Raw genomic sequence first — 13,417 nt, forward strand, 5'->3', positions numbered from 1 at the left:
TAGGATTTTACGTTTCCGAAGCTGTCCGCAACGGCGATAAGCGCGCCTGCGGGACCGTTTCCGTTCATTCTCAGGGTAAGGGTGTCTTTTTCGCCTTTAAGACCTATTCCCATAAGGGAAGCGGCAACGGTGAGACGTCCCAGAGCGGCGGTGACTACCGCAGAGGTCTGATGTATTCTTTCAATTTCCGAGACCATATCCGTTGCGTCAATGGCTGTTGCCACAACGGAAGCGTCCTCGGATATGGTTCTGACTATTTTTGCCATAATGGGTTGCTCCTTTATAAATTATGCGCGGGCATGGCAGGCTTTTTTGCGGCAAATACCAGCTTTTCGCTGTCCTGTCGGGGCGGCTCGAGTGAATCAAAGTCATATACCCCTTCAATGGTCATTCCCGACTCGGCAAGAGCCTGTTCTATTATCTCACGCGGGAAGGCAATTTCCGAAAGCTCGTCGGTGTATCTGGTAAATAAGCCCTTTTCGTCTTTCTCGAAAATATCCAGGGAAATGTCCACACGACAGTCGGGGGAGTCCTCCGCAAAGCTGTTCTGCCATACGCAGTAAACGTCCTCAAGGTCATAGACGAAGGTGTTGTTTGCTAAGATATTCCTGTGCTTATAGGGGGTGTTCACGTCGAAAATGAACAGTCCTCCCGGCTCGCAGAAAAGGGAAACTCTCTCAAAGGTCTTTCTGATATCCTCAAGGCTGCCAAGGTGATTTAAGCTGTCGAGAGCGCAGAGGGTAACGTCTATGGTGCCGAACATATCAAGCTTTGTCATATCCTGACAAAGATACTGAATGGGCAGACCGCTCTCAAATTTCTTGTCCATAGCGCAGGAGAGCATTTCCTCCGAAGCGTCGGTGCCGATAACGTCATAGCCCAGCCTTGCCATTTCCTCGGACAGGCTGCCCGTTCCGCAGGCAAGGTCTAAAAGTATGCCCTTTCTGCCCCCGTGGAGCTTTATGAGCCTGTCAAAATATTCCGCTCTCGCTTTGTAGGAGATGTTTTCGGTGAGCTTATCGTAAAAATACGCAAATGCGCTGTAGCCGCTCAATTTCAGCCGTTCCCTTCAGCGCCTGTGTTCACGCCGAGTATCTCGTCGGTGCTGGTGTTTTTCAGGCGGTCGAATACGATACGGTAGCCCTCGCCGCTGTACTTGCTGTTAAGGGTGCGGTTCACGCGGCTGATGGTGGCGGTACTTGCTCCCGTGCTTGCCACGATGTTGTTGTATATCTTCTTCTCCGAAAGCATTTTTGCAACAAGCATTCTCTGGGAGAGGGATTTCAATTCGAGAGAGGTGCAGAGGTCGTCAAGAAATTTTGCGCACTCCTCCCTTGTTTCGAGGCAGAGTATCGCGTCATAAAGAAAGCTCAGGCTCTTTTCGTCTGCTCTGTTTTCATCCATGATTTATACAGTCCTTTCGGTAAAATAGTTTTTGATATGCCATACTTCTATTTTAGCACTCTAAAATATAAAAGTAAAGGGGTATGGGCATTTTTTAATATTTTTGTAACATTTTTTCTCTTCCGGGGATCTTATATATCTTCCCGTTGTCATCGTCTGAAAATTTGCACAACCTGCCCCGAATTATCGCTCCCGAAAATAGTCGAATTTCCGAAATGAAAAAACCGCCCCGAATTGTATTGACGGCGGAGCGATATTGGTTTATACTTATTATGTATAGCTGTCAGTTTCCGTCGGATACCGGGAGCGGGCATATTACTTCTTATAAAGGAGCCTTTTACATTGAATACAATTGTTTCCGCTTCCATTCTTAGCGCAGATGTCTGCCGCCTGGGAGAAGAGCTTGACAGGATAAAGCAAAGCGGCTGCGACCATGTTCATTTTGACGTTATGGACGGAGTTTTCGTGCCTAATATCAGCTTCGGTGTACCTGTTCTTGCAGGAGTCCGCAGGCATACGGATATGTTCGTTGACGTTCATCTTATGATAACAGACCCGTTAAAATACGTGGAGGTCTTTTCCGACAACGGAGCGGATATGATAAGCTTTCATCTTGAGAGCAGTTCCGACCCTGCCGCTGTCATTTCCGAGATAAGGGCACGGGGCAGGAAGGCAGGCATTGCCATAAAGCCCGCAACGCCCGTGAGCGAGGTCCTTCCCTTTGTAAAATCGGTGGATATGGTCCTTGTGATGACCGTTGAGCCGGGCTTCGGGGGACAGGGCTTTATGCACGAGATGCTTGGCAAGATACGTGAGCTTAAAGCATACATCGACAGGGAATGTCCCGGCGTCCACATTCAGGTGGACGGGGGCATAAATGCCGAAACTGCCGCTCTTGTGAGAGAGGCAGGGGCAGATATCCTTGTGGCAGGCTCGTATCTTTTCAAGGGGGATATGGCAGAAGCTGCACGTTCAATGAGATAAGCCCGACAGTATTTCCACCGCATTTTTTGAGATGACCACCTTGTCGTGCTCGGACAGCTTTGCCAGAGCCGATTCGTCCGCAGGCATCATCATTCCCGTTTCCGAAAGGCTTTCGTACAGAAGGGTATCATCGGGCAGGCGCACTATGAGCCTTAAATATCCTTTACCGCCCGTAACGGCGCTTTCGGGGCAGGAAATGCTCAGAGACTTTATCTTTTTGCATATCCTTATAAGCTCCTCCGCGGAAGCTGTGGTTATTATCATCGGGCTGACTGTTATCTGCTGCGGCTTTCGTGTCATAATAAAAACGCACCCTCCCCACCTTACGGGAATTATCTCTACAGATACGGTATATTTCCCCTTTTCGGGAAAAGCTCTGACCACCAGTTCGGAAATGAGCAGCGATGCCGTGGGAGAGCCTTTATGCAGCTCCTCTGCACAAAGACCGAGCAGGCTCAGCTCGCTTTCGGACATGACTGCTCTTGCCCTGTGTATCTCCGTTCGTTCGATACGCAATCAAACACCACCTTTACTTCAAGGATATATTTATATGAAAAAGAAAGAACCCCGTATGCTCACCACCTTTGTTCGTGAGCAAAGGGAAAAAACAGGCCGCCCCGAGGATTTCGGAGCGATGATAAATATGCTTTTAGTGCTTCTGGTAACGGCGGCAATGTCCGTATATTACTACGGAATGAGGGCGGCTGTGCTGTGCCTTCTTTGCGTCGGGGTATGCTGGGGGCTTGATGTACTCTGTCTTATCATACAGAGAAAAAGTCTGCATATCCACGATGTTTCGCCCATAATTACGGGGCTTACCATTGCGCTTATGCTGCCTGCCTCCGTGCCGTATACCATAGCCGCCGCTGCCTGCGCCTTTGCCATATGCATTGCCAAGCATCCTCTCGGAGGTCACGGAAGGGAGATATTTAACTGCGCTGCGGCAGGATATATTTTCGCAGAGCTTTGCTTTCCAGCGGCTGTGCTGTCCTATCCCAAGCCTATGACATCGCTTCCTCTCACAAATGTGATAACAGAGGGGCTTTATCCCTCCTTTACCTCGGCGGCAATGCGCTCCACGTCTGCTTCCTATACGGATATAGAGCTGCTTATCGGCAATTTTACGGGGCCGATGGGCTGTACCTTCACCGTTCTTACCGCTGTGTGCGCACTGTATCTCATATCCCGTAAAGCCATATCGGGAACGGTATTCTTTACAGAGCTTGCTATAGTTCTGGGCTGGAGCCTTGCGGCAGGAGGCGTTTTCAGGGTAAAGACCGCTCTTGTGGGCGGTATGCTCCTTTTCGGATCATCGGTGCTTTCCTGCGATAACGGTATCGTTCCGAAAACCTTTCCCGAAAAAATTCTCTTCGGCGTTATTTCGGCGGCGATACTTATTGCAGCAGGGGAGATATCACGGCTTGAAAATCCTGTGGTCTATGCGGCGGTGCTTGCTGCGCCATTCGGCAGGCTTACGGGCAAATTCGGTGAGTTTGCACGCAGAAGAAAGAGAGCAAAAAGCATTTTCGGAAAGTATGCCGATGATATCAACGAAACTATTGCAATGACTGGGGGCGGCGATGATGGAAGCGGCTAAGAAAAAATGGTCCTTCGCGGAGGGACTTTTCACCCATAATCCCGTATTTGCGGCGGGAATGTCCCTTGCCCCTGCCATAATCATAGCAAACACCTTCCGCGGAGCGGTCACCTATGCGGCAGTATTCTCCTCGGTAACGCTTATGTCGCTGATGATATCATCCTTTCTGCCGAGAAAGCTGCCCTATGCCCTTCGTATAATATTATATACCTTTATTGCGGCGGCTGTGTATATCCCGTTCTGTATTTTTTTTGAAGGACGTCTGGATTACGATCTGTCAAAGCTGGGCGTTTTCCTGCCTATGATAGTTTCGGGCGAATTTATAACCCGTGCCTCTGAGCTGAGATTTTTCCGTATGGAAAAGGGCAGAATGATACTTGACGTGATATCCCACATTATGGGCTTCTGCTGGGCGGTCATTCTTCTCGGCTTTGTGAGAGAGCTTTTATCCTCCGGCGGTATTGACGGCACGCTTTACGGCGTCGGATTTACTATCCCCATTCTGAACGCTCCCTGCGGCGGATTTATCCTTATCGGGCTTATGGGTGCTTTTATCAGAATGTTCAGAAAGGAGGGCCGTGATAAATGAATGAAACGGGCTTTTTTCAAAGTCTGCTGACCTCGGTGCTGATGTCGGTAATTGCCGAGAATTTCGTTTTTGCCAGAGCCTTAGGCGTAACGCCCATGATAGCCGCGGCTAAAAACAAAAGGACGCTGCCGGGCGTCTGCGCGGGAGTTTCCTACTTTACTGCGGCGGCTTCCATAGCGATGTGGGGATTTTCACAGCTTCCCTTTGCGGCTGAGCGGGACAGGCACTATCTTGTGGCGCTTTATGCTCTTATCGTGGGCAGCATTTATCTTGTCACCCTTCTTTGCGCATTTCTGTTCGTAAGGAGCAAATTTCCCAAGTTTAAAAAATATGTGCATATTTCGGCGTTTAACAGCGCAGTTATGGGTACAATATTTCTGAGCGCATCGGGCTGCAGCACCTTCGGAGAATATCTTATTTTCGGACTGACTGCGGGTCTGGGCTTTACGGCGGCCTCATATATGCTGTCGGGAGTTTACGCACAGCTTTATTCCAAGGACGTTCCGAGAGCGTTCCGAGGCTATCCTGCTGTGATGATATTTTCGGGAATAATGGCAATGGCGGTGTACGGCATTTTAGGTCACGCACCTGCTTATATATAGATCATTAGAATTATGAAAGGACAACAAAATGAAAAGAAAAAAGAAAATTTTCAAGCCCAAAAGGCATTATAAAATAAAAAGAAGAAACGAAAATGCGGTGAAGATAATCGCAGGTGCGGCGGCTGTTGCGGCGCTTATTTTCGTGGGCTACAGCGTTGCGGGACCTATCGGAAGATACATCGCTTCCCGTCCCGACAGAACTGAGTCCGAGCCCTGGACTCCTTCGGACACAGATGTGGTTACGGAGAGCGTGACTGCTGCTCCCGAAAGTGTTTCCGAGGCTGTAAACGGCGTTCAGACTGAGAGCTTGCCTGCCGTGAGCGAGACTTCGCCCATAGCCGGTGAAACAACTCAGGCACCTGCCCTTTCCGAGACTGAGCCCTCCGAAACTGCCCCTGCTGCCGTTGTCAGAGAGGGCGGAGCGGCATATTACCTTGACCCCGACAGTATGTCGGACGCAGACAGCCTGAATGCCGCTCTGGACGAGCTTGGGGCAAGCGGCTGCAGCGCTGTGATATTCCCCGTAAAGACCGAGGGGGGAGTGTTCCGCTACGCAACAGAGCTTGATTTTGTGGACACCGTTATCGACGGCAATGACCCCGTTGTTTCCGAGCTTTCCGCTTCGGATATCGTAAACGCCGCCGTAAGCAGAGGACTGCGCCCCGTTGCGCTTGTTTCCGTGCTTTACGACAACAACCGCTATGGCGATTACCGTGACGGCTCCTACAGGAGCGAGGACGGTGACACATGGCTTGATACCTCTCCCGACAAGGGCGGCAAGCCCTGGCTCTCTCCCTTTGATGAAACTGCGCAGGAGTATCTCTGCGACATCGTCACAGAGCTTGGAAAAGCAGGCTTTACCGAGGTTATCTGCGATGATTTCATCTTCCCCGAGTTCCGTTCTTCGGATATTGATATGCTGGGTGAGGAGGTTTCTCCCTACAGCGACCGTTATCACGCTCTTACCTCCCTTGCGGTGATGATGAACAATGCAGGAAATGAGGCAGGAACTCAGGTCATGCTGAGAATTACGGCAAATTCCGTTATCAGAGGCTACAGCGAGCTTTTCCATCCCGATGAGCTTGATGGCTGTCAGATAATGATAGATTACTCGGAAAACAACATCAGCCGCACAATGGTGGCAGGAAATGAGGAAGTCATTCTCGATGATATGGATATGTACGAGAAGATAACCGCTGTTTACGGAGAAGTTTCCTCACGCTGCGGCGAGCTGCCCGTATATCCTATGCTTGACAGGGAGTCTATGTCTGCGGACGACTTTGACGAGGCTGTCAAGGCGCTTACCGCTATGGGCTATGACAAGTATTACGTTTATTGAGCGAAAGGCGTTACATAGATGGAAATAAATTACATTCAGGCGGTAAGGGATATTTTTTCAAAAAGAGAAGCTCCGCCCCTGTGCTGCGTTCACAGCTATGGCTGTCAGCAGAACGTGAGCGACGGTGAGAAGCTCAAAGGGCAGCTTTGTCTTATGGGCTGCGGCGTTACCGACGATATGACCGCCGCTGACATTATAATCCTCAACACCTGCGCCGTCCGTGAAAACGCCGAGCTGAAGGTCTACGGCAATATCGGAGAACTGAAGCGTCTCAAGGAGCAGAAGCCCGATATGTTGATCGCTGTGGGCGGCTGCATGGGGCAGGAGCCTAAAACGGCGGAGAAGATAAAAAAGTCCTACCGTCATGTGGACATCGTTTTCGGTACATTTGCCGCAAAGGAGCTTCCACGGCTCATTTACGAGGCGCTTACTCAGAGAACATTTATCGTTGACACAGCCGAGCGAAACACCGAATGCTTCGAGGATATCCCTGCGGTGAGGAGCGAGAAATATAAGGCAGGGGTCTCCATAATGTACGGCTGCAACAATTTCTGCTCCTACTGCATCGTGCCTTACGTAAGGGGCAGGGAGCGGAGCAGAAGCCCCGAAAAGATTATTGAGGAGATAAAAAGGCTCGTTTCCGACGGCTGCAAAGAAATAATGCTTTTGGGGCAGAATGTCAATTCCTACGGCAGGGGACTTGAGGAGAAAATAGATTTTCCCGAGCTGCTTCGGCGTATCGACAATATTGACGGGGATTTCAGAGTGAGATTTATGTCCCCCCACCCCAAGGACGCCACAAAAGAATTTTTCGATGTTATTGCGGAAAGCAAAAAGATATGCCGCAGCGTTCATCTGCCATTACAGTCGGGAAGCGACCGCATTTTAAAGGCGATGAACAGGCGCTATACCGCAGAGCAGTATATGGATATGGTGGAATATGCACGAAAGGTAATGCCGGGTCTTTCCATATCCACAGATATTATCGTGGGCTTTCCAAACGAGACTTACGAGGATTTCAAGCAGACACTTGATATCGTCAAAGCGGTAAAGTACGACAACATTTTTTCCTTTATTTACTCAAAGCGGACAGGAACAAAGGCTGCCGAGATCATCGACCATACCTCCGAGGAGGACAAGGGAAAATGGTTTCGCGAGCTGCTTGCAGTCCAGCGTGAGATATCCGAGGAGCATTACAAGCGCTTTCTGGGAGCGGAATTTGACGTTCTTTTTGACGGCACATACAAGGAAGAATTTATCAGCGGCAAGAGCGGCGAGTTTATCATCACCCTTGTGAAAGGCTCTCCCGAGCTTATCGGGACCATGAGAAAGGTGAGGGTCACAAAGACTCATAACTGGGCGGTGGAGGGTGAGCTGGTATAGAGCATAACGGAATTATTAAAAGGCGTTTTTCCGAAATGGAGAACGCCTTTTTTGATATGTTAATTTTCAGTGAACACTGTAACGAACATCACCTCCCGGCGTTTAATCTATGAAAAGGAAAGGAGGCTTCCCAATGAGGCAGGAAGAGCAATACAAGGAATACGCCGACAGGGTGTACAAATATCTCATGAGCCTCAGCGGAGGAAACGACAGCCTTTCCGAGGAGCTTACCCAGGAGACCTTTTTCCGAGCCATAACCCACGCCGAAAGCTTTGACGGCAATGTTAAAATGACAACATGGCTCTGCGCCATTGCGAAAAATCTCTACATATCCCATCTGCGAAAGGAAAAGCGGCGTGCGGACAGCGAGCCCGAGGATATCCCCGTTGATACGGACATTTCGGGAAGAATGGAGCAGAGGGATATATACAAGGCTGTTCACCGTCTCCCCGAGCCGTACCGCGAGATAGTGCTTCTAAAGATACACACGGACATGAGCTTTGCTGAGATAGGGGAGATATTCGGAAAATCGGAGACATGGGCGAGAGTTACGTTCTTTCGCGGAAAAGAACGGCTGAGAGAAATTCTGAAAGGAGAGGATATTTTATGAAAACAGACTGCGATATCATCAGAGACCTGCTTCCTCTTTACTCGGACAAGGTATGTTCGGAAAGCAGCAGGCGGCTTGTTGAAGAGCACTGCGCCCGGTGTGAAGAATGCTCCGAACAGCTTCTTGCAATGTCCGCAGAGCTTCCTCGGGAGGAAAAGGCAGGAGGGGCGAAAAATCCGCTGAAAAAAACAAAACGGCATTATCTGAAGCTGGCAGTTTTAACGGCGGCGCTGGCGGTGCCTCTGGCTGTGGTTATCTGTGTTTTCGGGGCAATAACCGTCAATGAAAATTACAGAAGCAGGCAGATAAGCTGGTCGTCCATTTCAGCAGAGTGTGATATGAAGAATTTCGGTCGTATGCTCAAAACCGGAAATTACCGTGAAGCACTTTCAATGGTGGGCTTCAAGGGACTTGACGGAGTTAACAGAAAAAATGAGGGAGAGTTGCTTGATGTCTATACGAAAATATTTGAAGATTTCTTTTCAGAGTACCCCATATCATATATTGAATGTGAAGCGCAATATATTGCAGGCTATATGAAGGGCGAGCTTGATCTTTATCTTGACGAAAAATATACGGCTGATATTCCGTTAAAGGTGTACATCAGCTTTGACAGGGACGAGGCGGGAGATTGCTTTATCACTCAGGCAATGGTGAACTGCTATGATACTTCCGATAAATACGAGGGCAGGGAAGATGAATGTGGGGAAATTTATAATAAATTTATGGTTCCATTCTATCCGGGCAGTTTGTCTGTGGAAATGCTTGAGGACGCTCTCAGAGGAACAGATCTGAACAGTCCCGAAGTATATACTCCAAAATATAGAGAATTAGATATTGCACGTTCCAAAGTCTATAGTGAAAATGTTGATGAAGATGGATTTGTTGACGGTACAGATGATGAAGTCAAAAAAATGGATAGGTCTGTTTATGAATATAGGGTTTATTACAGAGCAGAAGTAAAGCGGCTTTTTACCGATGATTACACCCTTATATCAGTCGAGGGCGAGGAGCCTTATTACTCCGACGAGGTCTATCTTGATAATTCGGTTTATGCTTATGGCAAAGGCTGCTTCAAGCAGAGATTTACTCTCAATATGGAGACAAAGGAGGGGGAGAGCTTCTTCGTAAAATTCACCTCGAGGGTGCAGTATATTGCGGATATCCCCGAGGACATTGAGTTTTCGGACAATACGCCCGAGGAGTTCAGAGAGGGATTTTGTATGCTTTTCTGCTGAATATGATAATGAAAAAAGTGCGTTTTTCTGATGAAAGCGCACTTTTTTTAAAAAATAAGAATGACCGGAGTGAAATATTTTCCGCCGATATTGACAAAATCCTCAAATCGTGATACAATAATAAATGGTTTGGTATTGTTTAATATACTAATATAAAATATAAGGAGTTAATCGCTATGAACAAAAATCTCAGAAAAGCTATCATTGCAGGAAACTGGAAGATGAACAAGACCCGTCCCGAGGCTAAGGAGCTTCTCGAAGCTATCAAGCCCCTGGTGGCAAATGCGGAGGGCAAGGTCGAGGTCATTGCCTGCGTTCCCTTCACAAACCTTGAGACCGCTGTAAATACCACAGCAGGCTCCAATGTTAAGGTAGGCGCAGAGAACGTTCACTTTGAAAAGAGCGGCGCATTCACAGGCGAAATTTCCGCTGATATGCTCACAGAGCTTGGCGTTGAGTACGTTGTTATCGGTCACTCCGAGAGACGTCAGTACTTTGGCGAGACAGACGAGACCGTTAACAAGAGAACAAAGGCTGCTCTTGCTGCAGGTCTCAAGCCTATCGTTTGCGTAGGCGAGCTTCTCTGGGAGAGAGAGTGCGGCATTACCGAGGAAGTTATTGCTCGTCAGATAAAGCTCGACCTTTATGATGTTTCCGCTGAGGACGTTAAGAAGACTGTTATCGCTTACGAGCCTGTATGGGCTATCGGCACAGGCAAGACCGCTACTGCAGACCAGGCAGAAGAGGTTTGCGGCTTCATCAGAGGCGTGCTTGCTAAGCTTTACGACGCTGCTACCGCTGATGCTGTTACCATTCAGTACGGCGGCTCCATGAACGCTAAGAACTGCGCTGAGCTTCTTGCTAAGCCCAACGTTGACGGCGGACTTATCGGCGGCGCTTCACTCAAGGCTGAGGATTTCAACACCATCGTTCAGGCTGCTGTAAACGGCTGATAAAGCTTATTCGCTGCGACGGGACATATTGTTCTGCCGCAGCTTTTCGTGATAACGGAAAATGATCAATGAAAGGATAGTAAAATTATGAGCAGAAAACCTGTTGTTTTAATGGTTCTTGACGGCTACGGTCTTAACGAAAGGACCGACGGCAACGCCATTGCAATGGCAAATACACCCGTTATGGACAGGCTTATGAAGGAATGCCCCTTTGTTAAGGGCAACGCTTCGGGTCTTGCTGTAGGTCTTCCCGACGGTCAGATGGGCAACTCCGAGGTCGGTCATATGAACATCGGCGCAGGAAGAATTATTTATCAGGATCTTACAAGAATTACCAAGGATATCGAGGACGGCACATTCTTCAAGAATGAAACTCTCCTTGAGGCAATGGAGAACTGCAAGAAGAACAATTCCGATCTCCACCTCTGGGGACTTCTCTCCGACGGCGGCGTTCACAGCCACAACACACATCTTTACGGTCTCCTTGAGATGGCTAAGCGCGAAGGCTTGACCAAGGTCTACGTTCACGCGTTCCTTGACGGCAGAGATACTCCTCCCGCATCGGGCAGGGATTTTGTTGCCGCTCTCGAGGAGAAAATGGCTGAGATCGGCGTCGGAAAAATAGCTTCGCTCAGCGGACGCTACTATGCAATGGACCGTGACAACAACTGGGACAGAGTTCAGAAGGCATATGACTCTCTTGTTACAGGCGAGGGCGTTACAGCCGAAAGCGCTGTGAAGGCTATGGAGGATTCCTATGCAAACGGCGTTACAGACGAGTTCGTTCTTCCTACAGTTATCACCGAAAACGGCAAGCCCCTTTCCCTTGTAAAGCCCGGGGACTCCGTTATCTTCTTTAACTTCCGTCCCGACAGAGCAAGAGAGATAACCCGTGCATTCTGCGATGACAAATTCACAGGCTTTGAAAGAAAGGGCGGCTTCCTCCCTCTCACATATGTTTGCTTCAAGGATTACGACGAGTCTATCCCCAACAAGCTTGTTGCCTTCAAGAAGGAGGAGATCACCAACACCTTTGGTGAGTACCTTGCAAAGAACGGCAAAAAGCAGCTCCGTCTTGCCGAGACTGAGAAGTACGCTCACGTGACCTTCTTCTTCAACGGCGGAATTGAAACTCCCAATGTTGACGAGGCTCGTATCCTCGTAAATTCTCCCAAGGTCGCAACCTACGATCTCCAGCCCGAAATGAGTGCTCCCGAGGTTGGCGTTGACCTGGTTGAGGCTATCAAGTCCGACAAGTACGATGTTATCATCATCAACTTTGCAAACCCCGATATGGTAGGTCACACAGGCGTTATCTCCGCAGCTGTTGCCGCTGTTGAGAGAATTGACGAGCTTGTTGGCAAGGCTGTAGACGCTGTGAAGGAGACAGGCGGCGTAATGTTCATCTGCGCCGACCACGGCAATGCGGAGAAGATGGTGGACTACGAGACAGGCAATCCCCACACCGCTCATACCACCAATCCCGTTCCCTTTATCCTTGTTAACTATGAGGACGGCGTAAAGCTCAGAGAAGGCGGCTGCCTTGCAGATATCGCTCCCACTCTCCTTGAGATAATGGGTCTCCCTCAGCCTGCCGAGATGACGGGTAAATCTCTTATTGTTAAGTAATATCCGAAAATAACTTATCCGCCGTACAGAGCATTTTGATCTGTACGGCGGTTCTTTTATATGATTTATATTCGAAATTATATAAACTCATTGACATAACTCCGTTCATATGATAAAATAAAGTCAGACACATAAATCAAATCGAAAGGACGGTCATAAAAATGAAAAAATGGTTTGACGAGGAGTATGAATTTGAAATTGAAGTCACGGGATATCTTCGCGGTGACAAGCCCGAGCATTACTGTCGAAACGGTGAGGAGATAGGGGACAAATACACCTGCACCTACGGATGTCCCGTAAATGCACAGGGGCAGGGCATATGCTCAAAAACTATGATGATGCTCTATCCCATAATGGAGGCGGTAAGGAGCGGCGGGGACCTGGAAAATATCGGCGGCAGCTCTTCCGACTGCAAGGATATCGTCTGTCCCGACGGCTGTGTTATGTTCAGGCTCAAGGCGAAAAAGCTTGGAAATGAGAATTTCTTCAAGGGAAAGTTTTATGAATGATATAGAATAAAATTCAAGGCTCTGCCGCAGGTTCCGGCAGAGCCTTATTATATTTATTTTCCTTTTATTTTGTCCAGAGTATTTTTCTCAAGCCTTGAGACCTGCGCCTGTGAAATGCCTATTTCACGGGCAACTTCCATCTGTGTGTGTCCTCTGAGGAAGCGCAGATAAAGTATCTTTTTCTCACGCTCGTTCAGAGAAACAAGTGCTTCTCTGAATGAAAGCTCGTCTATCCAGCCCTCCGAGTCATTTCCGTCGCCTATCTGGTCGAGAACGTAAAGAGTATCTCCCGCGTCGGAATAAACAGGTTCATACAGGGATACGGGGTCGGAAATGCTTTCGAGTGCCGTGACCACGTCCGCCTTGGGAACGCCCAGCTCCTTTGCGATCTCGGTTATATCCGGTTCTCTGCTGAGTCTGGCGGTGAGCTCCTCCTTTGCCTGCATTGCACGATATGCAAGATCCCGCAGACTTCGGGATATACGTATGGGGGTGTTGTCTCGGAGATAACGCTTCAGCTCGCCTGATATCATTGGAATGACATACAGCGGTTGAAAAAATTAAAATGCGTACTTAATGG

The 13,417-nt window shown here is 48.8% G+C and carries 16 protein-coding genes; 11 read left to right on the forward strand and 5 right to left on the reverse strand.

What is annotated here, in order from left to right; translation table 11 throughout:
• The 3 genes from ACI4J0_RS03560 to ACI4J0_RS03570 form a co-directional block, all read right to left on the reverse strand.
• Positions 1 to 266, reverse strand: a 266-nt coding sequence (locus tag ACI4J0_RS03560; RefSeq protein WP_439764444.1) for an Hsp33 family molecular chaperone HslO, incomplete at its 3' end; no start/stop codon positions are given.
• Between the two features lie 14 nt (positions 267 to 280).
• The gene (locus ACI4J0_RS03565) at positions 281 to 1,054 is read right to left on the reverse strand and encodes a methyltransferase domain-containing protein (RefSeq protein WP_439764445.1); all 774 of its coding nucleotides are present in this window, start codon (positions 1,052 to 1,054) and stop codon (positions 281 to 283) included.
• A gap of 2 nt (positions 1,055 to 1,056) precedes the next feature.
• Positions 1,057 to 1,404, reverse strand: a complete 348-nt coding sequence (locus ACI4J0_RS03570; protein ID WP_439764446.1) for a YerC/YecD family TrpR-related protein — start codon at positions 1,402 to 1,404, stop codon at positions 1,057 to 1,059.
• A gap of 342 nt (positions 1,405 to 1,746) precedes the next feature.
• Here ACI4J0_RS03570 and rpe point away from each other — a divergent pair, with 342 nt between their 5' ends.
• Positions 1,747 to 2,388, forward strand: a complete 642-nt coding sequence (gene rpe, locus ACI4J0_RS03575) for a ribulose-phosphate 3-epimerase (RefSeq protein WP_439764447.1) — start codon at positions 1,747 to 1,749, stop codon at positions 2,386 to 2,388.
• Here the strand turns inward: rpe and ACI4J0_RS03580 are convergent.
• Positions 2,377 to 2,904 carry a hypothetical protein gene (locus ACI4J0_RS03580; protein WP_439764448.1) on the reverse strand — a complete coding sequence of 176 codons (528 nt, stop codon included), beginning with the start codon at positions 2,902 to 2,904 and terminating at the stop codon, positions 2,377 to 2,379. The two genes, rpe and ACI4J0_RS03580, sit on opposite strands and share 12 nt — an antisense overlap.
• A gap of 34 nt (positions 2,905 to 2,938) precedes the next feature.
• On the opposite strand from ACI4J0_RS03580, the gene ACI4J0_RS03585 reads away from it, so the two are divergent.
• The 10 genes from ACI4J0_RS03585 (at position 2,939) to ACI4J0_RS03630 (ending at position 12,837) form a co-directional block, all read left to right on the forward strand.
• The gene (locus tag ACI4J0_RS03585; RefSeq protein ID WP_439764449.1) at positions 2,939 to 3,985 is read left to right on the forward strand and encodes an RnfABCDGE type electron transport complex subunit D; all 1,047 of its coding nucleotides are present in this window, start codon (positions 2,939 to 2,941) and stop codon (positions 3,983 to 3,985) included.
• On the forward strand, positions 3,972 to 4,574 hold the full coding sequence (locus ACI4J0_RS03590; protein WP_439764450.1) for an Rnf-Nqr domain containing protein: 603 nt from the start codon (positions 3,972 to 3,974) through the stop codon (positions 4,572 to 4,574). Before ACI4J0_RS03585 ends, ACI4J0_RS03590 begins: the two co-directional genes overlap by 14 nt.
• A complete protein-coding gene (locus ACI4J0_RS03595; protein WP_439764451.1) occupies positions 4,571 to 5,176 on the forward strand; it encodes an Rnf-Nqr domain containing protein in 606 nt (201 codons plus the stop codon). Before ACI4J0_RS03590 ends, ACI4J0_RS03595 begins: the two co-directional genes overlap by 4 nt.
• Positions 5,177 to 5,204: 28 nt before the next feature.
• A complete protein-coding gene (locus ACI4J0_RS03600; RefSeq protein WP_439764452.1) occupies positions 5,205 to 6,515 on the forward strand; it encodes a putative glycoside hydrolase in 1,311 nt (436 codons plus the stop codon).
• 18 nt (positions 6,516 to 6,533) lie between these two features.
• Positions 6,534 to 7,898, forward strand: coding sequence for a tRNA (N6-isopentenyl adenosine(37)-C2)-methylthiotransferase MiaB (gene miaB / locus ACI4J0_RS03605; RefSeq protein WP_439764453.1), 1,365 nt, complete (start codon positions 6,534 to 6,536; stop codon positions 7,896 to 7,898).
• A 133-nt stretch (positions 7,899 to 8,031) separates the two neighbouring features.
• On the forward strand, positions 8,032 to 8,508 hold the full coding sequence (locus tag ACI4J0_RS03610) for an RNA polymerase sigma factor (protein ID WP_439764454.1): 477 nt from the start codon (positions 8,032 to 8,034) through the stop codon (positions 8,506 to 8,508).
• Positions 8,505 to 9,746, forward strand: coding sequence for a zf-HC2 domain-containing protein (locus ACI4J0_RS03615; RefSeq protein ID WP_439764455.1), 1,242 nt, complete (start codon positions 8,505 to 8,507; stop codon positions 9,744 to 9,746). Before ACI4J0_RS03610 ends, ACI4J0_RS03615 begins: the two co-directional genes overlap by 4 nt.
• A 176-nt stretch (positions 9,747 to 9,922) precedes the next feature.
• A complete protein-coding gene (tpiA, locus tag ACI4J0_RS03620) occupies positions 9,923 to 10,699 on the forward strand; it encodes a triose-phosphate isomerase (protein ID WP_432650557.1) in 777 nt (258 codons plus the stop codon).
• 87 nt (positions 10,700 to 10,786) lie between these two features.
• Entirely contained in the window at positions 10,787 to 12,328 is a 1,542-nt protein-coding gene (gene gpmI, locus ACI4J0_RS03625; protein ID WP_439764456.1) for a 2,3-bisphosphoglycerate-independent phosphoglycerate mutase, read from the forward strand.
• 161 nt (positions 12,329 to 12,489) lie between these two features.
• Positions 12,490 to 12,837: a TIGR04076 family protein gene (locus ACI4J0_RS03630; protein WP_432650555.1), complete on the forward strand. Its 348-nt coding sequence runs from the start codon at positions 12,490 to 12,492 to the stop codon at positions 12,835 to 12,837.
• A gap of 53 nt (positions 12,838 to 12,890) precedes the next feature.
• On the opposite strand, the gene ACI4J0_RS03635 is transcribed toward ACI4J0_RS03630, so the two are convergent.
• Positions 12,891 to 13,370 carry a sigma-70 family RNA polymerase sigma factor gene (locus ACI4J0_RS03635; RefSeq protein ID WP_439764457.1) on the reverse strand — a complete coding sequence of 160 codons (480 nt, stop codon included), beginning with the start codon at positions 13,368 to 13,370 and terminating at the stop codon, positions 12,891 to 12,893.
• Between the last annotated feature and the right edge of the window lie 47 nt (positions 13,371 to 13,417).

Origin of the sequence: Huintestinicola sp. (assembly GCF_051882455.1) — a bacterium.
GTDB lineage: Bacteria > Bacillota > Clostridia > Oscillospirales > Ruminococcaceae > Huintestinicola.

Coding starts and splice junctions, on each gene's coding strand:
- ACI4J0_RS03570 (WP_439764446.1), bottom strand. CDS start 1,404: ATGGATGAAAACAGAGCAGACGAAAAGAGCCTGAGCTTTCTTTATGAC.
- ACI4J0_RS03585 (WP_439764449.1), top strand. CDS start 2,939: ATGAAAAAGAAAGAACCCCGTATGCTCACCACCTTTGTTCGTGAGCAA.
- ACI4J0_RS03590 (WP_439764450.1), top strand. CDS start 3,972: ATGGAAGCGGCTAAGAAAAAATGGTCCTTCGCGGAGGGACTTTTCACC.
- ACI4J0_RS03595 (WP_439764451.1), top strand. CDS start 4,571: ATGAATGAAACGGGCTTTTTTCAAAGTCTGCTGACCTCGGTGCTGATG.
- ACI4J0_RS03600 (WP_439764452.1), top strand. CDS start 5,205: ATGAAAAGAAAAAAGAAAATTTTCAAGCCCAAAAGGCATTATAAAATA.
- miaB (WP_439764453.1), top strand. CDS start 6,534: ATGGAAATAAATTACATTCAGGCGGTAAGGGATATTTTTTCAAAAAGA.
- ACI4J0_RS03610 (WP_439764454.1), top strand. CDS start 8,032: ATGAGGCAGGAAGAGCAATACAAGGAATACGCCGACAGGGTGTACAAA.
- ACI4J0_RS03615 (WP_439764455.1), top strand. CDS start 8,505: ATGAAAACAGACTGCGATATCATCAGAGACCTGCTTCCTCTTTACTCG.
- tpiA (WP_432650557.1), top strand. CDS start 9,923: ATGAACAAAAATCTCAGAAAAGCTATCATTGCAGGAAACTGGAAGATG.
- gpmI (WP_439764456.1), top strand. CDS start 10,787: ATGAGCAGAAAACCTGTTGTTTTAATGGTTCTTGACGGCTACGGTCTT.
- ACI4J0_RS03630 (WP_432650555.1), top strand. CDS start 12,490: ATGAAAAAATGGTTTGACGAGGAGTATGAATTTGAAATTGAAGTCACG.
- ACI4J0_RS03635 (WP_439764457.1), bottom strand. CDS start 13,370: ATGATATCAGGCGAGCTGAAGCGTTATCTCCGAGACAACACCCCCATA.